We start from the raw sequence: 21,053 nt of genomic DNA, 5'->3' as shown, positions 1-21,053 counted from the left end.
GTGGCCGGAACGGTATGTTCCGGCCACCCCGGCGGCACGTTTCTGCTGAAGCGCGAGAAGGGATCAGCCCTCGTCGTGCGAGACCGCGCGACGCGCGTCCGCGTCCAGGACGCCCCAGCTGATCAGCTGCTCGGTGAGGACCGAGGGCGACTGGTCGTAGATGACGGCGAGAGTGCGCAGGTCGTCCTGGCGGATCGACAGCACCTTGCCGTTGTAGTCACCGCGCTGCGACTGGATCGTCGCCGCGTACCGCTGCAGGGGGCCCGCCTTTTCGGCCGGCACGTGGGCCAGCCGCTCCAGGTCGAGGACGAGCTTCGGCGGCGGCTCGGCGGCCCCGCCCGGAGTGGTGCCCGGCAGCAACTCCTGCACGGGGACCCCGTAGAAATCGGCCAGCTCGGCGAGGCGCTGTACGGTGACGGCGCGGTCGCCGCGCTCGTACGAACCGACCACGACGGCCTTCCAGCGGCCCTGGGACTTCTCCTCGACGCCGTGGAGGGAAAGGCCCTGCTGGGTGCGGATGGCCCGAAGCTTGGCCCCGAGCTGTTTGGCGTATTCGCTGGACATATAGCTCCCCGGACGCTGTATCAACGTGCGGCTCCGCCGCGCGGCTGGTGACTCACTGTGAGGTTACGCAGCGTTACTCTGCCCCGTCAAGCCGAATGGTCCATACCGGCACTTCACCAGGATCAGCCGAACGGGTGATGTGAGGGGGGTGATCAGGCGCGTTGCCTTGCTGGTACCGTGGGTGGCGCAATTTCGACGTCCTTTAATGATCCGTCCCGTGAGGCGGAGAAGGAGGTCCGTTTCGTATGGACACTGAGCACGACAAGCAGCAGTACGAGTCCGATGCCCGGCCCGTTCTCGAGGGCCCCGACATCGCGCGGGTGCTGACCCGCATCGCCCACGAGATCGTCGAGCGCGCCAAGGGCGCCGACGACGTGGTGCTCCTCGGCATTCCGACCCGAGGCGTCTTCCTGGCCCGCCGGCTGGCCGACAAGCTCGAAGAGATCACCGGTCGCAAGATCCCGGTCGGCTCCCTCGACATCACCATGTACCGCGACGACCTGCGCATGCACCCGCCGCGTGCGCTGGCCCGCACCGAGATCCCCGGTGACGGCATCGACGGCCGCCTGGTCGTCCTCGTCGACGACGTGCTCTTCTCGGGCCGCACCATCCGCGCGGCGCTCGACGGGCTGAACGACATCGGGCGCCCCCGCGCGGTGCAGCTCGCCGTCCTCGTCGACCGCGGTCACCGCGAACTGCCCATCCGCGCCGACTACGTCGGCAAGAACCTCCCCACGTCGTTGCGGGAGACGGTCAAGGTCCAGCTCGCCGAGGAGGACGGTCGCGACACCGTGCTGCTCGGTGCGAAGCGAACCTCCCCGGGCGAGCAGCAGTAGGACTCCGGGCGTACGTCACTGCCGTGTGCCCGCAAGAGCCCCGTCTGCCCGCCGCCTTCCGGGGACTTCCCCGGGCCCCCGCCTCCTTGAACTGAACTGCCTTACGGAGCCTGACAGATGCAGCGTCATCTCATCTCGGCCGCCGACCTCACCCGCGACGACGCCGTCCTCATCCTCGACACCGCCGAGGAAATGGCCCGGGTCGCCGACCGGCCGATCAAGAAACTGCCGACCCTGCGCGGCCGTACCGTCGTCAACCTCTTCTTCGAGGACTCGACCCGCACCCGGATCTCGTTCGAGGCCGCCGAGAAGCGCCTCTCCGCGGACGTCATCAACTTCACCGCCAAGGGATCGAGCGTCTCCAAGGGCGAGTCCCTGAAGGACACCGCCCAGACGCTGGAGGCGATGGGGGTCGACGCCGTCGTCATCCGGCACGGCGCCTCCGGAGCCCCGTACCGCCTCGCCACCTCGGGCTGGATCGACGCCGCCGTCATCAACGCGGGCGACGGCACCCACCAGCACCCCACGCAGGCCCTGCTCGACGCGTTCACCATGCGGCGCCGGCTCGTCGGCCGGGACACCGGGCTCGGCCAGGACCTGGCCGGCAAGCGCATCACCCTGGTCGGCGACATCCTGCACAGCCGGGTCGCCCGTTCCAACGTGGACCTGCTGCACACCCTGGGCGCCCAGGTCACGCTGGTGGCCCCGCCCACCCTGCTGCCGGTCGGCATCGAGTCCTGGCCCTGCGAGGTCTCGTACGACCTCGACAGCACGCTCTCCAAGTCCGACGCCGTGATGCTGCTGCGCGTCCAGCGCGAGCGCATGAACGCGGCCTTCTTTCCGACCGAGCGCGAGTACTCGCGGCGCTACGGCCTCGACGGCGACCGGATGGCGAAGATGCCGGAGCACGCCATCGTGATGCACCCGGGACCGATGGTCCGCGGCATGGAGATCACCGCCGCGGTCGCCGACTCCGACCGCTGCACGGCGATCGAGCAGGTGGCGAACGGCGTCTCCATCCGCATGGCGGTCCTGTATCTGCTTCTGGGCGGCAACGAGCCCGCCGTCACCCACACCCGTACCGAGGAGAAGTAAGTCAGATGAGCAAGATCCTTATCCGAGGTGCGAAGGTGCTGGGCGGCCGGCCGCAGGACGTGCTGATCGACGGCGAGACGATCGCCGAGGTCGGCGAGGGCCTGAGCGCCGAGGGCGCCGAGGTCGTCGAGGCCGACGGCAAGGTGCTGTTGCCGGGGCTCGTGGACCTGCACACTCATCTGCGCGAGCCGGGCCGTGAGGACTCCGAGACCGTGCTGACCGGCACGCGGGCCGCGGCCAGTGGTGGTTACACGTCGGTGTTCGCCATGGCCAACACCTTCCCGGTCGCCGATACCGCCGGAGTCGTCGAGCAGGTGTGGCGGCTGGGCAAGGAGCACGGGTACTGCGACGTCCAGCCCATCGGCGCCGTCACCGTCGGCCTGGAGGGCAAGAAGCTCGCCGAGCTGGGCGCCATGTACGAGTCCGCGGCCGGTGTCACGGTCTTCTCCGACGACGGCAAGTGCGTGGACGACGCGGTGATCATGCGCCGCGCGCTGGAGTACGTGAAGGCCTTCGGCGGGGTCGTCGCGCAGCACGCCCAGGAGCCGCGGCTCACCGAGGGCGCCCAGATGAACGAGGGTGTCGTCTCCGCGGAGCTGGGCCTCGGTGGCTGGCCGGCGGTGGCCGAGGAATCGATCATCGCCCGGGACGTCCTGCTCGCCGAGCACGTCGGCTCGCGCGTCCACATCTGCCACCTGTCGACTGCCGGCAGCGTCGAGATCGTGCGCTGGGCCAAGTCCCGCGGCATCGACGTCACCGCCGAGGTCACCCCGCACCACCTGCTCCTGACCGACGAACTGGCGCGCACGTACAACCCGGTCTTCAAGGTCAACCCGCCGCTGCGCACCGAGCGTGATGTGCTCGCCCTGCGCGAGGCACTCGCCGACGGCACGATCGACATCGTCGCCACCGACCACGCCCCGCACCCGCACGAGGACAAGGACTGCGAGTGGGCCGCGGCCGCCATGGGCATGGTCGGCCTGGAGACCGCGCTCTCCGTCGTCCAGCAGACGATGGTCGAGACCGGGCTGCTCGACTGGGCCGGCGTCGCCGACCGGATGTCCGTGAAGCCCGCCGAGATCGGCCGGGCCACCGGCCACGGCCGTCCCGTCTCGGCAGGTGAGCCCGCCAACCTCACGCTGCTCGACACGGAATACCGTGGAGCCGTGGACCCCGCGGGCTTCGCCTCGCGCAGCCGCAACACCCCCTACGAGGGCCGCGAGCTGCCGGGGCGTGTGACGCACACGTGGCTCCGGGGCCGGGCCACGCTCGTCGACGGGAAGCTCGCGTGACATCTCTGACTGTGTCGGCCGCCGGACAGAAGTCGGCGGAGGTGACCGACTGGGCCGCCCGGGTCGGCTGGCTCGTGGGCCTCGCCCTCTTCATCGCGCTCGTCTACTGGCTGATGCGCGAGGGCTGGAAGTGGCGGGGCACGCTCCAGGGCGACCTGCCCGAGCCGCTCGACGCGCCGGACGACCGCGGCCCGGCGAAACTGAGCATGAGCGGCCGCTACCACGGCTCCACCACCGCGGGGCAGTGGCTCGACCGCATCGTGGCGCACGGCCTGGGCACCCGCAGCCGGGTCGAGCTGACCCTGACGGAGGCGGGCCTGGATGTCGTACGCCCGGGAGCGACCGACTTCTTCGTGCCGCGGGACGCCCTGCGTGAGGCCCGGCTCGACAAGGGCATCGCCGGCAAGGTCCTCACCGAGGGCGGTCTGCTCGTCGTCACCTGGGCACTCGGCGACAAGCTCATCGACTCCGGCTTCCGCTCCGACCGCGCGGCCGAGCACAACGAATGGGTCGAGACCCTGAACAGCATGATCAACAAGACGGAAGGCGCACGATGACGACCTCCACCAGGGGAACCACGAAGGTTCCCGCCGTACTCGTCCTGGAGGACGGCCGGATCTTCCGCGGCCGTGCCTACGGGGCCGTGGGGGAGACCTTCGGCGAAGCGGTGTTCTCCACCGGCATGACCGGTTACCAGGAGACCCTCACCGACCCGTCGTACCACCGCCAGGTCGTCGTGATGACCTCCCCGCACGTCGGCAACACCGGCGTCAACGACGAGGACCCCGAGTCGAAGCGGATCTGGGTCGCCGGATATGTCGTACGCGACCCCGCGCGCGTGTCCTCCAACTGGCGCTCCCGGCGCTCGCTGGACGAGGAGCTGCGCACGCAGGGTGTCGTCGGCATCAGCGGCATCGACACGCGTGCGCTGACCCGCCACCTGCGCGAGCGCGGTGCCATGCGCGTCGGCATCTTCTCCGGCAACGCGTTGCCGGACGAGGGCACCATGCTCACCGAGGTCCGCCAGGCGCCCGAGATGAAGGGCGCCAACCTCGCCGCCGAGGTCGCCACCAAGGAGACGTACGTCGTCCCCGCGATCGGCGAGAAGAAGTTCACCGTCGCCGCCGTCGACCTCGGCATCAAGGGCATGACCCCGCACCGCATGGCGGAGCGCGGTATCGAGGTGCACGTGCTGCCCGCCACGGCCACGGCCGAGGACGTGTTCGCCGTGAACCCCGACGGGGTGTTCTTCTCGAACGGTCCCGGCGACCCGGCGACCGCCGACGGCCCGGTCGGCGTCATGCAGGAAGTGCTGGCCCGCAGGACCCCGCTCTTCGGCATCTGCTTCGGCAACCAGATCCTCGGCCGCGCGCTCGGCTTCGGCACGTACAAGCTGAAGTACGGCCACCGCGGCATCAACCAGCCGGTGCAGGACCGTACGACCGGCAAGGTCGAGGTCACCGCGCACAACCACGGCTTCGCCGTCGACGCCCCGCTCGACAAGGTGTCCGACACCCCCTACGGCCGCGCCGAGGTCTCCCACGTCTGCCTGAACGACCAGGTCGTCGAGGGGCTTCAGCTGCTCGACCAGCCGGCCTTCAGCGTCCAGTACCACCCCGAAGCGGCAGCGGGCCCGCACGACGCCGCCTACCTGTTCGACCGCTTCGTATCCCTGATGGAGGGCCAGCGTGCCTAAGCGCACCGATATCCAGTCCGTCCTGGTCATCGGCTCCGGCCCGATCGTCATCGGCCAGGCCGCCGAGTTCGACTACTCCGGCACCCAGGCGTGCCGCATCCTGCGCGCCGAGGGACTCAGGGTCATCCTGGTCAACTCCAACCCGGCGACGATCATGACCGACCCGGAGATCGCCGACGCCACGTACGTCGAGCCGATCACCCCGGAGTTCGTCGAGAAGATCATCGCCAAGGAGCGGCCGGACGCCCTGCTGCCCACCCTCGGCGGTCAGACCGCCCTGAACACCGCCATCTCCATGCACGAGCAGGGTGTCCTGGAGAAGTACGGTGTCGAGCTGATCGGCGCCAACGTCGAGGCGATCAACAAGGGCGAGGACCGCGACCTCTTCAAGGGTGTCGTCGAGGCCGTCCGCACCAAGATCGGGCACGGCGAGTCCGCCCGGTCCGTGATCTGCCACACCATGGACGACATCCTCAAGGGCGTGGAGACGCTGGGTGGTTACCCCGTCGTCGTCCGCCCCTCCTTCACCATGGGCGGCGCCGGCTCCGGCTTCGCGCACGACGAGGAGGAGCTGCGCCGCATCGCCGGACAGGGCCTCATGCTCTCCCCGACCACCGAGGTGCTCCTGGAGGAGTCCATCCTCGGCTGGAAGGAGTACGAGCTGGAGCTGATGCGCGACAAGAACGACAATGTCGTGGTCGTCTGCTCCATCGAGAACTTCGACCCGATGGGCGTGCACACCGGCGACTCGATCACCGTCGCGCCCTCGATGACGCTCACCGACCGCGAGTACCAGCGCCTGCGGGACATCGGTATCGCGATCATCCGTGAGGTCGGCGTCGACACCGGCGGCTGCAACATCCAGTTCGCGGTGAACCCCGAGGACGGCCGGATCATCGTCATCGAGATGAACCCGCGTGTGTCGCGGTCGTCGGCTCTCGCCTCCAAGGCGACCGGCTTCCCGATCGCCAAGATCGCGGCCAAGCTCGCGGTCGGCTACACGCTCGACGAGATCCCGAACGACATCACGGAGAAGACGCCCGCGTCCTTCGAGCCGACGCTCGACTACGTGGTCGTCAAGGCCCCCCGGTTCGCCTTCGAGAAGTTCCCGTCGGCCGACTCGACCCTCACGACCACCATGAAGTCGGTCGGCGAGGCGATGGCCATCGGGCGCAACTTCACCGAGGCGCTTCAGAAGGCACTGCGCTCGCTGGAGAAGAAGGGCTCGCAGTTCACGTTTGTGGGCGAGCCCGGCGACAAGGCCGAGCTGCTGGCGGAGGCCGTCCGTCCTACCGACGGGCGCATCAACTCCGTCATGCAGGCCATCCGCGCGGGCGCCACGCCCGAGGAGGTCTTCGAGGCGACGAAGATCGACCCGTGGTTCCTGGACCAGCTCTTCCTGATCAAGGAGATCGCGGACGAGCTGGCCGCCGCCGACCGGCTCGACGAGGAGCTGCTCGCCGAGGCCAAGCGGCACGGTTTCTCCGACGTCCAGATCGCCGAGATCCGCGGTCTGCGCGAGGACGTCGTCCGCGAGGTCCGGCACGCGCTGGGCGTGCGCCCGGTCTACAAGACGGTCGACACCTGCGCCGCCGAGTTCGCGGCGAAGACGCCGTACTTCTACTCCTCCTACGACGAGGAGACCGAGGTCGCGCCGCGCGAGAAGCCCGCGGTCATCATCCTGGGCTCGGGTCCCAACCGCATCGGCCAGGGCATCGAGTTCGACTACTCCTGCGTCCACGCCTCCTTCGCGCTGAGCGACGCGGGCTACGAGACCGTGATGGTCAACTGCAACCCCGAGACCGTCTCGACGGACTACGACACCTCCGACCGCCTGTACTTCGAGCCGCTGACGCTCGAGGACGTGCTGGAGATCGTGCACGCCGAGACGCTGGCCGGGCCCGTCGCCGGTGTGATCGTGCAGCTCGGCGGCCAGACCCCGCTGGGTCTGTCGCAGGCGCTGAAGGACAACGGCGTCCGGGTCGTGGGCACTTCGCCGGAGGCCATCCATGCCGCCGAGGACCGCGGCGCCTTCGGCCAGGTCCTCGCGGAAGCGGGCCTGCCCGCCCCGAAGCACGGCACCGCCACCACCTTCGCGGGCGCCAAGGCCATCGCCGACGAGATCGGCTACCCGGTCCTCGTCCGGCCGTCGTACGTCCTCGGCGGCCGCGGCATGGAAATCGTCTACGACGAGACCCGCCTGGAGTCGTACATCGCCGAGTCCACCGAGATCAGCCCCTCCCGGCCGGTCCTGGTCGACCGGTTCCTCGACGACGCCATCGAGATCGACGTCGACGCCCTGTACGACGGCGAGGAGCTCTACCTCGGCGGTGTCATGGAGCACATCGAGGAGGCCGGCATCCACTCCGGCGACTCGGCGTGCGCACTGCCGCCGATCACCCTCGGCGGGTTCGACATCAAGCGCCTGCGCGCCTCGACGGAGGCCATCGCCAAGGGTGTCGGGGTCCGCGGACTGATCAACATCCAGTTCGCCATGGCGGGCGACATCCTGTACGTCCTCGAAGCCAATCCGCGCGCCTCGCGCACCGTCCCCTTCACCTCGAAGGCGACCGCGGTGCCGCTGGCGAAGGCCGCCGCCCGGATCTCGCTCGGCGCGACCATCGCCGAACTGCGGGCCGAGCGACTGCTGCCGGCGAACGGCGACGGCGGCACGCTGCCGCTCGACGCGCCGATCTCCGTCAAGGAGGCCGTCATGCCGTGGTCGCGCTTCCGCGACATCCACGGGCGTGGCGTGGACACCGTCCTCGGCCCGGAGATGCGCTCCACCGGTGAAGTCATGGGCATCGACTCGGTGTTCGGCACCGCGTACGCCAAGTCCCAGGCGGGCGCCTACGGTCCGCTGCCGACCAAGGGCCGCGCGTTCATCTCGGTCGCCAACCGCGACAAGCGCTCGATGATCTTCCCGGCGCGTGAACTCGTCGCGCACGGCTTCGAGTTGCTCGCCACCTCCGGCACGGCCGAGGTGCTCAAGCGCAACGGCATCAACGCCGTCGTCGTGCGCAAGCAGAGCGAGGGCGAGGGCCCGAACGGCGAGAGGACCATCGTCCAGCTCATCCACGACGGCGAGGTCGACCTCATCGTCAACACGCCGTACGGCACCGGCGGCCGCCTCGACGGCTACGAGATCCGTACCGCGGCCGTGGCAAGGTCCGTCCCGTGCCTGACGACGGTCCAGGCGCTCGCCGCCGCCGTCCAGGGCATCGACGCGCTCAACCGCGGCGACGTGGGCGTGCGCTCACTCCAGGAACACGCCGAGCATCTGACCGCGGCCCGCGACTAGCAGCCCGAGGGGGGACACCGGAAACGGTGTCCCCCTCTTCATGAGGCCTCGCGGTGAGGTCTCCCCGTGCGGCCCTTCTGAGGACATGACCATGTACAAACTCTTCTTCAACCTCGTCTTCAAGCGGATGGACCCCGAGCGGGCCCACCATCTCGCCTTCCGCTGGATCCGGCTCGCCGCGCGCGTCCCGGTCCTGCGCACCTTCGTCGCCGCCGCGCTCGCGCCCCGCTACGACGAGCTGCGCACCGAGGCGTTCGGGCTGCGCATGCACGGCCCGTTCGGGCTCGCGGCGGGCTTCGACAAGAACGCGGTCGCCGTCGACGGGATGTCGATGCTCGGCTTCGACCACATCGAGATCGGCACGGTCACGGGGGAGCCGCAGCCCGGCAACCCCAAGAAGCGCCTGTTCCGCCTGGTGCCGGACCGCGCGCTGATCAACCGCATGGGGTTCAACAACGAGGGCTCCGCGGCCGTCTCCGAGCGCCTGGCGGCCCGTACGCCCGTCTTCAGGACCGTCGTGGGCGTCAACATCGGCAAAACCAAGGTGGTTCCCGAGGAGGAGGCCGTCGGTGACTACGTGAAGTCGGCCGAGCGGCTCGCCCGCCACGCCGACTACCTCGTCGTCAACGTGTCCTCGCCGAACACGCCGGGACTGCGCAACCTCCAGGCCACCGAGGCGCTGCGCCCGCTGCTGAGCGCCGTCCGCGAGGCCGCGGACCGCGCGGTCACCGACCGGCGGGTGCCGCTCCTCGTCAAGATCGCGCCCGACCTCGCCGACGAGGACGTCGACGCGGTCGCCGACCTCGCCGTCGAACTCGGCCTGGACGGCATCATCGCCACGAACACCACCATCGCGCGCGAGGGACTCGGTCTGAAATCCGAACCCTCCCTGGTGAAGGAGACCGGCGGACTGTCGGGCGCGCCACTGAAGGCCCGCTCCCTGGAGGTGCTGCGCCGCCTCTACGCGCGCGTGGGCGACCGGATCACCCTGGTGGGCGTCGGCGGCATCCAGGACGCCGAGGACGCCTGGCAGCGGATCCTGGCCGGCGCCACGCTGGTCCAGGGATACAGCGCGTTCATCTACGAGGGTCCCTTCTGGGGCCGAGCCATCCACAAGGGCCTCGCCGCGCGCCTGCGGACGAGCCCGTACGCCACCCTCGCCGACGCGGTCGGCGCCGACGTGAGGAAGCCCGTATGAGCCTGGAACCCTTCGGTGCGCGGCTGCGCCGTGCCATGGACGAGCGGGGCCCCCTCTGCGTCGGGATCGACCCGCACGCCTCGCTGCTCGCCGACTGGGGCCTGAACGACGACATCGCGGGCCTGGAGCGCTTCAGCCGCACGGTCGTCGAGGCGCTGGCCGGCCGGGTCGCCGTCCTCAAGCCGCAGAGCGCGTTCTTCGAGCGCTTCGGGTCGCGCGGGATCGCCGTCCTGGAGAAGTCGGTCGAGGAGGCGCGGGCGGCCGGCGCGCTGGTCGTGATGGACGCCAAGCGCGGTGACATCGGCTCGACCATGGCCGCGTACGCGGAGAGCTTCCTGCGCAAGGACGCGCCGCTGTTCTCGGACGCGCTGACGGTGTCGCCGTACCTGGGATACGGATCGCTGAAGCCCGCGGTGGAGCTGGCGCGCGAGAGCGGCGCCGGGCTCTTCGTGCTCGCGCTGACCTCCAACCCGGAGGGCGGCGAGGTGCAGCACGCCGTCCGCGCGGACGGCCGGACCGTCGGGGCGACCGTGCTGGCGCATCTCGCCGCCGAGAACGCCGGCGAGACGCCCATGGGCTCCTTCGGGGCCGTCGTCGGCGCCACCCTGGGCGCGCTCTCCTCGTACGACCTGGACATCAACGGCCCGCTGCTCGCGCCCGGCATCGGTGCCCAGGGCGCCACGCCCGCCGATCTCCCGGGCGTCTTCGGCCCGGCGGTGCGCAATGTCGTACCGAACGTCAGCCGGGGTGTGCTGCGGCACGGGCCCGATGTCGTGGCGCTGCGTGCGTCCGCGGACCGCTTCGCGGAGGAGATCAGGGCCGCCGTGGCGACCGCCTGAGGCTTCCCGCAGGCCTCCGGCGGTGTCTCGGCGGTCCGGTGATGAGTGTCTCCGGAGGCGCTCGAACCTGAATACATTCTCAAATCCAGGGCGTAATGTCTCAAATGTCAGGCTCGGCGGAGGCTGACCAGGACTTTTCCGCTGTTCTCGCTGACTCTGGCGGACTTGCCCGCTAGTCTCCGTCGAGTGGGAGCACCCCCCACCTCCTCAAGGTAGTGGGGGAGACGGGGCAAGCGTGTTGCTCGTAGCTCCCCAGGTGTGGGGCGACTAGGTTCCTCACCGGTCCGTATCCGACAGTTCGACATCCGAGGTGACGTAGGCGTGGCTCTTCCGCCCCTTACCCCTGAACAGCGCGCAGCCGCGCTCGAAAAGGCCGCCGCGGCTCGCCGGGAGCGGGCCGAGGTCAAGAATCGACTCAAGCACTCCGGCGCCTCGCTTCACGAGGTCATCAAACAGGGCCAGGAGAACGACGTCATCGGCAAGATGAAGGTCTCCGCCCTCCTCGAGTCGCTCCCCGGCGTGGGCAAGGTCCGCGCCAAGCAGATCATGGAGCGACTCGGGATCTCCGAGAGCCGCCGCGTGCGGGGTCTCGGCTCCAACCAGATCGCCTCCTTGGAGCGCGAGTTCGGCAGCACTGCTGGCTGATGTTCTCGGGCACTCCTGAGAACCTGGATAATCGCTGCATGAGTGAACGTTCGCGGCTGACCGTGCTCTCCGGCCCCTCGGGGGTCGGCAAGAGCACGGTCGTCGCTCATATGCGCAAGGAACACCCCGAGGTCTGGCTCTCGGTGTCGGCGACGACCCGCAGGCCCCGCCCCGGGGAGAAGCACGGGGTCCACTACTTCTTCGTCACCGACGAGGAGATGGACAAGCTGATCGCCAACGGTGAGCTCCTGGAGTGGGCCGAATTCGCCGGCAATCGCTACGGCACCCCGCGCGCCGCCGTCATGGCGAAGCTGGAGGCCGGCGAGGCCGTCCTGCTGGAGATCGACCTCCAGGGGGCCCGGCAGGTCCGCGAGTCGATGTCCGACGCGCTGCTGGTGTTCCTGGCCCCTCCCTCCTGGGAGGAACTGGTGCGCAGGCTCACCGGACGGGGCACCGAGCCGCCCGAGGTCATCGAGCGCCGCCTGGAAGCGGCCAAGATCGAGCTCGCGGCCGAGTCCGAGTTCGACGTCACCCTGGTCAACACGTCGGTCGAGGACGTGGCCCGCGAGCTGCTAGCCTTGATGAACGTTGTGTGATCTTCACTGATCTCATCCCACCTTTCGGAAGGCCAAGCGTGTCCTCTTCCATCACCGCGCCCGAGGGCATCATCAACCCTCCGATCGACGAGCTCCTCGAGGCCACCGACTCGAAGTACAGCCTGGTGATCTACGCGGCCAAGCGTGCCCGTCAGATCAACGCTTACTACTCGCAGCTCGGCGAGGGCCTCCTCGAGTACGTCGGTCCCCTCGTAGACACCCACGTCCACGAGAAGCCGCTCTCGATCGCCCTGCGCGAGATCAACGCGGGTCTGCTGACGTCCGAGGCCGTTGAGGGCCCCGCGACCTAGTCATCCGTTCGCTCATCCCAGGCCCGACGGCGCGACTGTCGGGCCTGTGGTGTGTCATGGAGTCGTACGCCGTCGCATCCGGGCGTACGCGTACGTGTGTCGAGTGTGGGGAGGCCCGGTGGGCAAGCCGAAGGTCGTTCTGGGGGTCAGCGGCGGGATCGCCGCGTACAAGGCCTGCGAGCTGCTGCGCCGTCTGACCGAGTCCGGCCACGACGTGCGAGTCGTCCCCACCGAGTCGGCGCTGCACTTCGTCGGCGCCGCCACCTGGTCCGCGCTCTCCGGACACCCCGTCTCGACCGAGGTCTGGTCCGACGTCCACGAGGTCCCGCACGTCCGTATCGGGCAGCACGCCGACCTGGTGATCGTGGCCCCCGCGACGGCCGACCTGCTCGCCAAGGCGGCCCACGGCCTCGCCGACGACCTGCTCACGAACACCCTGCTCACCGCCCGCTGTCCGGTCGTCTTCGCGCCCGCCATGCACACCGAGATGTGGGAGCACCCGGCCACCCAGGAGAACGTGGCGACGCTGCGCCGCCGCGGCGCCCTCGTGATCGAGCCCGCGGTGGGCCGGCTGACCGGCGTCGACACCGGCAAGGGGCGGCTGCCCGACCCGACGGAGATCTTCGAGGTCTGCCGGCGGGTGCTCGCCCGAGGTGTGACCGAGCCCGATCTCGCCGGCCGTCACGTAGTCGTCAGCGCGGGCGGCACGCGCGAGCCCCTCGACCCCGTCCGCTTCCTCGGCAACCGCTCCTCCGGCAAGCAGGGGTACGCCCTCGCCCGCACGGCGGCCGCCCGGGGTGCCCGAGTCACCCTGATCGCCGCGAACACGGGGCTGCCGGACCCGGCGGGCGTCGACGTCGTCCAGGTCGGGACCGCCGTACAGCTGCGTGAGGCGGTGCTGAAGGCCGCCCCGGACGCCGATGCCGTGGTGATGGCGGCGGCGGTGGCCGACTTCCGCCCGGAGACGTACGCCACCGGAAAGATCAAGAAGAAGGACGGGCAGGAGCCGGACCCGATCGTGCTGGTCCGCAATCCGGACGTGCTCGCCGAGATCTCGGCCGACCGTGCCCGCTCCGGCCAGGTGGTCGTCGGCTTCGCCGCCGAGACGGACGATGTCCTCGCCCATGGCCGTACGAAGCTGGAGCGCAAGGGGTGCGACCTCCTCGTGGTGAACGAGGTGGGGGAGCGCAAGACCTTCGGCTCCGAGGAGAACGAAGCGGTGGTGCTCGGCGCGGACGGCAGTGAGACACCCGTGCCGCACGGCCCCAAGGAAGCGCTGGCCGAGATCGTGTGGGATCTGGTCGCGAGCCGGCTCCGCTGACTGTCTCATTCGCTCCGTCCGATGTGCCGTGCCTCATGAATTCGGGCGTGGCGACCCTGGCGGAGAGCGATCGGCATTGGGCAGAATGCCCGTGCCGCAGGTCACAGCGCTCCCGAGAGGCGAGACGGGTGGGCCTGTCGGCGAGCGCGACCGATAAACTGTTCTCGGACGACGCCGGGCGCAGCCTCCGTCCCGTCCGCCAATGATCAGCCAGCAGCCGCTGCAACCCCAGGGAGCGTTGTGTCCCGTCGCCTGTTCACCTCGGAGTCCGTCACCGAGGGTCACCCCGACAAGATCGCTGACCAGATCAGCGACACCATTCTCGATGCGCTTCTGCGCGAGGACCCGACGTCCCGGGTCGCCGTGGAGACGCTGATCACGACCGGCCAGGTGCACGTGGCCGGCGAGGTCACGACCAAGGCCTACGCGCCGATCGCCCAGCTGGTCCGGGACAAGATCCTCGAGATCGGTTACGACTCGTCGAAGAAGGGCTTCGACGGCGCGTCCTGTGGCGTCTCCGTGTCCATCGGCTCGCAGTCGCCCGACATCGCGCAGGGCGTCGACACGGCGTACGAGAACAGGGTCGAGGGCGACGACGACGAGCTGGACCGGCAGGGTGCGGGCGACCAGGGTCTGATGTTCGGGTACGCGACGGACGAGACGCCGAACCTGATGCCGCTCCCGATCCACCTCGCGCACCGCCTCTCCCGCCGCCTCTCCGAGGTGCGCAAGAACGGGACCATCCCGTACCTGCGCCCGGACGGCAAGACCCAGGTCACCATCGAGTACGACGGTGACAAGGCGGTCCGTCTGGACACGGTCGTCGTCTCCTCGCAGCACGCGTCGGACATCGACCTGGACTCGCTGCTCGCCCCCGACATCCGCGAGTTCGTGGTGGAGCCGGAGCTGAAGGCCCTCCTCGACGACGGCATCAAGCTGGACACGGACGGCTACCGCCTCCTGGTGAATCCCACCGGCCGCTTCGAGATCGGCGGCCCGATGGGCGACGCGGGTCTGACCGGCCGCAAGATCATCATCGACACGTACGGCGGCATGGCCCGCCACGGCGGCGGTGCCTTCTCCGGCAAGGACCCGTCCAAGGTGGACCGTTCGGCGGCGTACGCGATGCGCTGGGTCGCCAAGAACGTGGTGGCGGCGGGTCTGGCCTCCCGCTGCGAGGTCCAGGTCGCCTACGCCATCGGCAAGGCCGAGCCCGTCGGTCTCTTCGTCGAGACCTTCGGTACCGCCAAGATCGATGCCGAGAAGATCGAGGCCGCCATCGCCGAGGTCTTCGACCTCCGCCCGGCGGCCATCATCCGTGACCTCGACCTGCTCCGCCCGATCTACTCCCAGACCGCCGCCTACGGCCACTTCGGCCGTGAGCTGCCCGACTTCACGTGGGAGCGCACCGACCGCGTGGACGCGCTGCGGGCGGCGGCGGGGCTGTAGGGCCTGCTCGTCGAGGCCCGGCGTCCCTTCGGGGCGCCGGGCCTTCGCGTGTCCGGGGCCGCTTCCTGCTCGGGGCGCGGTCAGGCGCGGCTCGGGCGGGCGTCGCTGTCAGTGGGGTCTGGTAGGAATGCAAGCGTGAGCAGCGAGAACAGGCGGCGGGACGGGGCCGCGGACGGCGCGCCGCCCGAGCAGCTCGCGCTGGTGCGGGAGGCGGTGCGCAAGGCCGACGTGCCCAAGGCGAAGCCGCGGACATGGCGGGGGGCCGCCCTCGCCAAGGAGTTGCCGGTCGCGCGGGTCGTCGTCGACAAGGGCGTGCTGCATCTCGACCGGTACTTCGACTACGCGGTGCCGGAGGAGCTGGACGAGGCGGCCCAGCCCGGGGTGCGGGTGCGCGTGCGGTTCGGCGCCGGCGGCCGCAATGTGCGCGACGGGCGGCGCGAGGGCGGCGGACTGATCGACGGGTTCGTCGTCGAGCGCGTCGCCGAGTCGGACTACTCGGGGCCGCTGGCCGCGCTGGCCCAGGTCGTGTCGCCCGAGCCGGTGCTGGGCCCCGAGCTGCTGGGCCTGGCCCGCGCCGTGGCCGACCGGTACGCCGGGAGCCTGGCCGACGTGCTCCAACTGGCGGTCCCGCCGCGCCATGCCCGGGCCGAAGCGGCCGTGATGCCGGACCCCCCGCCCCCGCCGGCCGCCCCCGCCCCGGGCACCTGGGTGCGGTACGGGCGAGGGGCGGAGTTCCTCGGCGCCCTCGCCTCGGGCGGCGCGCCGCGTGCCGTGTGGACCGCGCTGCCCGGTCCGCAGTGGGCGGAGGAGATCGCCCGCGCCGTGCAGGCCACCCTCGCCTCCGGACGGGGCGCGCTGGTCGTCGTACCGGCGGGCCGGCCCGCCGCGCGCGTGGACGCGGCACTGACATCACTGCTCGGGGAAGGGCAGCACGCGGTGCTGACCGCCGACGCCGGGCAGGAGCGGCGTTATCGCGAGTGGCTCGCCGTACGGCGGGGGGCCGTGCGCGCCGTGGTGGGCACGCGGGCCGCGATGTTCGCGCCGGTGCGGGACCTGGGGCTGGTGGTGATCTGGGACGACGGCGACGCCGGCCACAGTGACGACAACGCGCCCTTCCCGCATGTGCGGGAGGTGCTGGAGCTGCGGGCCGCCCGGGACAAGTGCGGCTTCCTGCTGGGGAGTTGGAGCTGCACGGTCGAGGCCGCCCAGCTCGTGGAGAGCGGCTGGGCGCTGCCGCTGGTCGCCGAGCGCGAGCAGGTGCGGGCCGGTGTGCCGCTGGTACGGACCGTGGGGGACGGTGACCTCGCCCGCGACGAGGCGGCCCGCGCCGCACGGCTGCCGACCCTCGCCTGGCAGATCGCCCGGGAGGGGCTGAAACACGGACCGGTCCTCGTACAGGTGCCCCGGCGCGGGTATGTGCCGCGGATGGCGTGTGCCCAGTGCCGGGCGGCCGCGCGGTGCCGGCACTGCGCCGGGCCGTTGGAGGCCCAGGAAGCCGACGCCCTGCGCTGCGGCTGGTGCGGGCGGGCGGAGACCGCGTGGCACTGTCCCGAGTGCGGGGGATTCCGGCTGCGGGCGCAGGTCGTGGGCGCGCGCCGGACCGCCGAGGAGCTGGGGCGGGCGTTCCCGGCGGTCCCGGTGCGCACCTCCGGGCGGGAGCAGGTGCTGGACACGGTGTCGGGTGCGCCCGCGCTCGTGGTGAGCACGCCCGGCGCCGAGCCGGTGGCCGAGGGCGGGTACGCGGCCGCGCTGCTGCTCGACGGGTGGGCCATGCTCGGGCGGCCCGATCTGCGGGCCGGTGAGGACGCGCTGCGGCGGTGGATCGGCGCGGCGGCGCTCGTCCGTGCCCAGGAGGCCGGCGGCACGGTGGTCGTCGTCGCCGAGCCGACGCTCCGGCCGGTCCAGGCGCTGGTCCGCTGGGATCCCGTCGGACACGCGGTGCGGGAGCTCGCCGAGCGGGCCGAGCTGGGGTTTCCGCCGGTGTCCCGGATGGCCGCGGTGTCGGGTACGGCCGCGGGCCTCGCGGAGTTCCTCGCCGGTACCGAACTGCCGCGCGACGCCGAGGTGCTGGGACCCGTGCCGGTGCCCGCCACCGAGGTGGGGCGTCCCCGGCGGGTCGGCGGGCCGCCCCCGGGCGAGCAGTGGGAGCGGGTGCTCATCCGCGTACCGCCGGGGAGCGGGGCCGCGCTGGCCGCCGCGCTGAAGACCGCGCAGGCGACGCGGATGGCACGTGGCGGGAGCGAGGCGATACGGATTCGGATCGACCCGCTGGACATCGGGTGAAGGTGAGGCGGGGCGGACATGAAGCTGCCTCCCGGTGGTGACCGGGAGGCAGGCGGGGGATGGAGGTCAGCCGTTGCGCGGGCCGGGGAAAGCCGTGGGCCTGATGTCTTCACGGAGGGCGCTGCCCGCCATCGGCTGGGTCGGCATGGAGCGGGCCGCGGGCACCGTCGGCACGGCAGGGATACCGGTGTTGACGGCGACCGTGCGGGTGGCGGCGGCCTCCGTGGCGCGCTCGGCCTCCGCCGCTGCCTGGGCGGCGGCGCGGCGGGCGCCGTAACGGCGGTGCACCGCCTGCTTGGTGACGCCGAGTGCGGAGCCCACCGCGTCCCACGAGAAACCCAGGGATCGGTCGAAGTCCACGGCGGCCGTGACCAGGGTCTCGACGCTGTCCCGCAGTTCCTGGGCGAGGCGGACGGTCGGGGCGGGAGCACGTCCGTAGACGACGAAGCCCGTGGACGGGCCGGAGCGGCGCGGGCGGTAGACGTTGCCCAACTGGGCGGTGAGCGTGCGCAGTGCGTCCACCTGCCGGCGGACCCGCTCGATGTCCCGCACCAGCAAGTGCAGGCTGGCCCGAGCCTGGGCGTCGTGGGTTGCGTGGTCGGCCATGAACAAGCCTCTCGAACCGGCGTTGAAAAGGATCGGGCCGCGATTGCGGCCCGTTGTGGTCAACTCTCTCTTGACCAACGCTCTTCAGGGGTGAGTGGTCACGCTGCGGGGGCGTAAGGGCATATGCACGGGGCGCGCGCCCCGACGTACGCCCCCAAGGGGGGTGGCTTGCTGTTGACCCCGGGGGTCCGGGTGTGTATGCGCGTTCGGGCTCTTGGGCCTTGGCCGGCGCCACTCGTGCGGCCCGTTCCGCGGCCGCGGGTCCGCCCGTGGGGGTTCGCCGCCGCAGGCGGGCGCGAGGCTCATAGACTGGTGCGCTGCCCCACGAATTTCCGTCCGAGAGGCCAGCCGCCACCCATGAAGCTCGTCTTCGCAGGTACCCCCGAGGTCGCCGTTCCCGCTCTGGACGCCTTGCTCGCCTCCGGGCGGCACGAGGTCGCCGCCGTCGTGACGCGGCCCGACGCGCCGGCCGGACGGGGGCGCAGGCTCATCGCGAGCCCCGTCGCCGAACGTGCGGAGGAGGCCGGCATCGAGGTGCTCAAGCCGGCGAAGCCGCGGGACGAGGAGTTCCTCGCGCGGCTCAGGGAGATCGCGCCCGACTGCTGCCCAGTGGTGGCGTACGGCGCGCTGCTGCCCCGGGTCGCGCTGGACGTCCCGGCCCACGGCTGGGTCAACCTCCACTTCTCCCTGCTGCCCGCCTGGCGCGGGGCCGCCCCGGTCCAGCACTCGATCATGGCCGGCGACGAGATCACCGGTGCGTCGACCTTCCTGATCGAGGAGGGGCTCGACTCCGGGCCCGTCTACGGGACCGTCACCGAGGAGATCCGGCCCACCGACACCAGCGGGGACCTGCTCACGCGGCTCGCCTTCGCCGGCGCCGGGCTGCTCGCCGCGACGATGGACGGGATCGAGGACGGCACCCTCAAGGCCGTGCCGCAGCCCGCCGAGGGCATCACTCTCGCACCGAAGATCGCCGTCGAGGACGCGCACGTCGACTGGTCCGCGCCGGCCCTGCGCGTCGACCGGGTCGTCCGGGGCTGCACGCCCGCGCCCGGTGCCTGGACCCTGTTCCGCGGCGAGCGGCTGAAGCTCATCCAGGTCGTGTCCGTGCCCGACCGCACGGACCTCGCTCCCGGGGAACTCGCCGTCGGCAAGAACAGCGTGCACGTCGGGACCGGTTCGTACGCCGTCGAACTGCTCTGGGTGCAGGCCCAGGGCAAGAAGCCGATGCGCGCCGCGGACTGGGCCCGTGGGGTGCGGATCGGTTCCGGGGAGCGGGTCGGCGCCTGACGGTCGCGTCCGGGGGCTGACCGGCTCTGGTGGGTCGCGTGCGGCGGGCGGGCCGCGGACATCGGCCGCCCCGTGCACGAGGGTGCGCGATCCGTCGAGGCGGGCGGTACGCGAGGGCGCCGGATCCGTCGAGGCGGGCGAAGGCGGAGGGACCGGTCGCGGACCGTACCGTCGGGGCCGGTCGGAGGCGCGCGCGGCGTACGCTGAGAGGCGCACCTCTTCCCAGATCCGGAGCACCTTTCGTGAGCGAGCAGTCCCGTCGGCCGCACAGGCCGGGCAAGCCCCACCGCCGTCCCCAGAAGGACCCCGTCCGCATCCTCGCCTTCGATGCGCTGCGGGCCGTGGACGAGCGGGACGCGTACGCGAACCTCGTCCTGCCCCCGCTGCTGCGCAAGGCGCGCGAGAAGGGCGACTTCGACAGCCGGGACGCGGCGCTGGCGACCGAGCTGGTCTACGGGACGCTGCGCCGGCAGGGCACGTACGACGCGGTCATCGCGGCCTGCGTCGACCGGCCGCTGCGTGAGGTGGACCCGCCCGTGCTCGACGTACTGAGCCTGGGCGCGCACCAGTTGCTCGGTACGCGTATCCCCACGCACGCGGCCGTCTCGGCCTCCGTCGAGCTGGCCCGGGTCGTACTCGGCGACGGCCGTGCCAAGTTCGTGAACGCCGTGCTGCGGAAGGTGGCCCGGCAGGACCTCGACGCATGGCTGGAGCAGGTCGCTCCGCCGTACGACGAGGACGCCGAGGACCACCTCGCCGTCGTGCACTCGCACCCGCGCTGGGTCGTCTCGGCGCTGTGGGACTCGCTGGGCGGCGGCCGTGCCGGGATCGAGGACCTGCTCGAAGCGGACAACGAGCGGCCCGAGGTGACGCTCGTCGCCCGGCCCGGACGTTCCGGCGCGGACGAACTCCTAGACGCGCTCGGCGAGGAGAACGCACTGCCGGGCCGCTGGTCGCCGTATGCCGTCCGGCTCACCGAGGGCGGCGAGCCGGGGGCCATCGAGGCCGTGCGCGAGGGCCGCGCCGGCGTCCAGGACGAGGGCAGCCAGCTGGTCGCCCTCGCGCTGGCCAACGCGCCGCTCGACGGGCCCGACGAGAAGTGGCTGGACGGCTGCGCGGGCCCGGGCGGCAAGGCCGCCATGCTGGCCGGGCTCGCATCCGAGCGCGGTGCCGTGCTGCTCGCCTCCGAGAAGCAGCCGCACCGGGCCCGGCTCGTCGCGAACGCGCTCGCCGGCAACCCCGGCCCCTACCAGGTCATCGCGGCCGACGGCACGCGTCCGCCGTGGCGGCCCGGCACCTTCGACCGGGTCCTCGTGGACGTGCCCTGTACGGGTCTCGGCGCCCTGCGCCGCCGCCCTGAGGCGCGCTGGCGGCGTCGCCCCGCCGACCTCGACGGCTTCGCCCCGCTCCAGCGCGGACTGCTGCGCACGGCGCTCGACTCGGTACGCGTCGGTGGCATCGTCGGATACGCGACCTGCTCGCCGCACCTCGCCGAGACCCGCGCCGTCGTCGACGACGTGCTCAAGGACTTCGACGGCTCCGCCGAGCTGCTCGACGCCCGCCCCCTCATGCCCGGCGTACCGGCCCTCGGCGACGGTCCCGACGTACAGCTCTGGCCGCATCTGCACGGGACGGACGCGATGTATCTGGCACTGGTGCGCCGGACGGCGTGACGCGGGGCGGGCGGCGTCCCGCGCTGCCCGCCCGAGCCGCTGCCGCTCGAGCCGAATC

General features: G+C 71.4%; 18 protein-coding genes. 16 read left to right on the top strand and 2 right to left on the bottom strand.

Features of this window, described 5'->3' with window-relative positions; genetic code table 11:
- Nucleotides 1-63 precede the first annotated feature (63 nt).
- Nucleotides 64-564: a transcriptional regulator BldD gene (bldD, locus tag ACFWM2_RS36725; RefSeq protein WP_067366005.1), complete on the bottom strand. Its 501-nt coding sequence runs from the start codon at nt 562-564 to the stop codon at nt 64-66.
- Nucleotides 565-809: 245 nt separating this feature from the next.
- On the opposite strand from bldD, the gene pyrR reads away from it, so the two are divergent.
- The 14 genes from pyrR to ACFWM2_RS36655 all read left to right on the top strand — a co-directional run bounded on the left by pyrR (nt 810) and on the right by ACFWM2_RS36655 (nt 17,426).
- A complete protein-coding gene (pyrR, locus tag ACFWM2_RS36720; protein ID WP_383289420.1) occupies nt 810-1,400 on the top strand; it encodes a bifunctional pyr operon transcriptional regulator/uracil phosphoribosyltransferase PyrR in 591 nt (196 codons plus the stop codon).
- A 117-nt stretch (nt 1,401-1,517) separates the two neighbouring features.
- Complete coding sequence (locus ACFWM2_RS36715) at nt 1,518-2,495, top strand: aspartate carbamoyltransferase catalytic subunit (RefSeq protein WP_383289417.1); 978 nt, start codon at nt 1,518-1,520, stop codon at nt 2,493-2,495.
- A 5-nt stretch (nt 2,496-2,500) separates the two neighbouring features.
- Complete coding sequence (locus ACFWM2_RS36710) at nt 2,501-3,787, top strand: dihydroorotase (RefSeq protein WP_383289414.1); 1,287 nt, start codon at nt 2,501-2,503, stop codon at nt 3,785-3,787.
- The gene (locus tag ACFWM2_RS36705) at nt 3,784-4,344 is read left to right on the top strand and encodes a hypothetical protein (RefSeq protein ID WP_383289411.1); all 561 of its coding nucleotides are present in this window, start codon (nt 3,784-3,786) and stop codon (nt 4,342-4,344) included. The genes ACFWM2_RS36710 and ACFWM2_RS36705 overlap by 4 nt, the downstream gene beginning before the upstream one ends.
- Nucleotides 4,341-5,483, top strand: coding sequence for a glutamine-hydrolyzing carbamoyl-phosphate synthase small subunit (gene carA / locus ACFWM2_RS36700; protein WP_383289408.1), 1,143 nt, complete (start codon nt 4,341-4,343; stop codon nt 5,481-5,483). Before ACFWM2_RS36705 ends, carA begins: the two co-directional genes overlap by 4 nt.
- Nucleotides 5,476-8,784: a carbamoyl-phosphate synthase large subunit gene (carB, locus tag ACFWM2_RS36695; RefSeq protein ID WP_383289405.1), complete on the top strand. Its 3,309-nt coding sequence runs from the start codon at nt 5,476-5,478 to the stop codon at nt 8,782-8,784. The genes carA and carB overlap by 8 nt, the downstream gene beginning before the upstream one ends.
- A gap of 91 nt (nt 8,785-8,875) precedes the next feature.
- Entirely contained in the window at nt 8,876-9,982 is a 1,107-nt protein-coding gene (locus ACFWM2_RS36690) for a quinone-dependent dihydroorotate dehydrogenase (protein ID WP_383289435.1), read from the top strand.
- A complete protein-coding gene (gene pyrF, locus ACFWM2_RS36685; RefSeq protein ID WP_383289402.1) occupies nt 9,979-10,821 on the top strand; it encodes an orotidine-5'-phosphate decarboxylase in 843 nt (280 codons plus the stop codon). The genes ACFWM2_RS36690 and pyrF overlap by 4 nt, the downstream gene beginning before the upstream one ends.
- A 321-nt stretch (nt 10,822-11,142) precedes the next feature.
- Entirely contained in the window at nt 11,143-11,466 is a 324-nt protein-coding gene (locus tag ACFWM2_RS36680; RefSeq protein ID WP_010988268.1) for an integration host factor, read from the top strand.
- 38 nt (nt 11,467-11,504) lie between these two features.
- Nucleotides 11,505-12,062: a guanylate kinase gene (gene gmk / locus ACFWM2_RS36675; protein ID WP_383289397.1), complete on the top strand. Its 558-nt coding sequence runs from the start codon at nt 11,505-11,507 to the stop codon at nt 12,060-12,062.
- A gap of 38 nt (nt 12,063-12,100) precedes the next feature.
- Nucleotides 12,101-12,373, top strand: coding sequence for a DNA-directed RNA polymerase subunit omega (gene rpoZ / locus ACFWM2_RS36670; RefSeq protein ID WP_019059732.1), 273 nt, complete (start codon nt 12,101-12,103; stop codon nt 12,371-12,373).
- Between the two features lie 118 nt (nt 12,374-12,491).
- Nucleotides 12,492-13,694, top strand: a complete 1,203-nt coding sequence (gene coaBC / locus ACFWM2_RS36665; protein ID WP_383289394.1) for a bifunctional phosphopantothenoylcysteine decarboxylase/phosphopantothenate--cysteine ligase CoaBC — start codon at nt 12,492-12,494, stop codon at nt 13,692-13,694.
- Nucleotides 13,695-13,934: 240 nt separating this feature from the next.
- Nucleotides 13,935-15,143, top strand: coding sequence for a methionine adenosyltransferase (gene metK, locus ACFWM2_RS36660; protein ID WP_383289391.1), 1,209 nt, complete (start codon nt 13,935-13,937; stop codon nt 15,141-15,143).
- Between the two features lie 135 nt (nt 15,144-15,278).
- Entirely contained in the window at nt 15,279-17,426 is a 2,148-nt protein-coding gene (locus tag ACFWM2_RS36655; protein WP_383289389.1) for a primosomal protein N', read from the top strand.
- A 66-nt stretch (nt 17,427-17,492) separates the two neighbouring features.
- Here ACFWM2_RS36655 and ACFWM2_RS36650 read toward each other — a convergent pair whose 3' ends face one another.
- Complete coding sequence (locus ACFWM2_RS36650; protein ID WP_383289386.1) at nt 17,493-18,032, bottom strand: hypothetical protein; 540 nt, start codon at nt 18,030-18,032, stop codon at nt 17,493-17,495.
- 357 nt (nt 18,033-18,389) lie between these two features.
- Between ACFWM2_RS36650 and fmt the strand changes: the two genes are divergently transcribed.
- The gene (gene fmt / locus ACFWM2_RS36645; protein ID WP_383289384.1) at nt 18,390-19,322 is read left to right on the top strand and encodes a methionyl-tRNA formyltransferase; all 933 of its coding nucleotides are present in this window, start codon (nt 18,390-18,392) and stop codon (nt 19,320-19,322) included.
- A gap of 242 nt (nt 19,323-19,564) precedes the next feature.
- Nucleotides 19,565-20,995 carry an RsmB/NOP family class I SAM-dependent RNA methyltransferase gene (locus ACFWM2_RS36640; RefSeq protein WP_383289381.1) on the top strand — a complete coding sequence of 477 codons (1,431 nt, stop codon included), beginning with the start codon at nt 19,565-19,567 and terminating at the stop codon, nt 20,993-20,995.
- Nucleotides 20,996-21,053 lie beyond the last annotated feature (58 nt).

Origin of the sequence: Streptomyces sp. NPDC058371 (assembly GCF_042723265.1) — a bacterium.
GTDB lineage: Bacteria > Actinomycetota > Actinomycetes > Streptomycetales > Streptomycetaceae > Streptomyces.
This window is presented reverse-complemented; position numbering and strand designations above follow the sequence as displayed.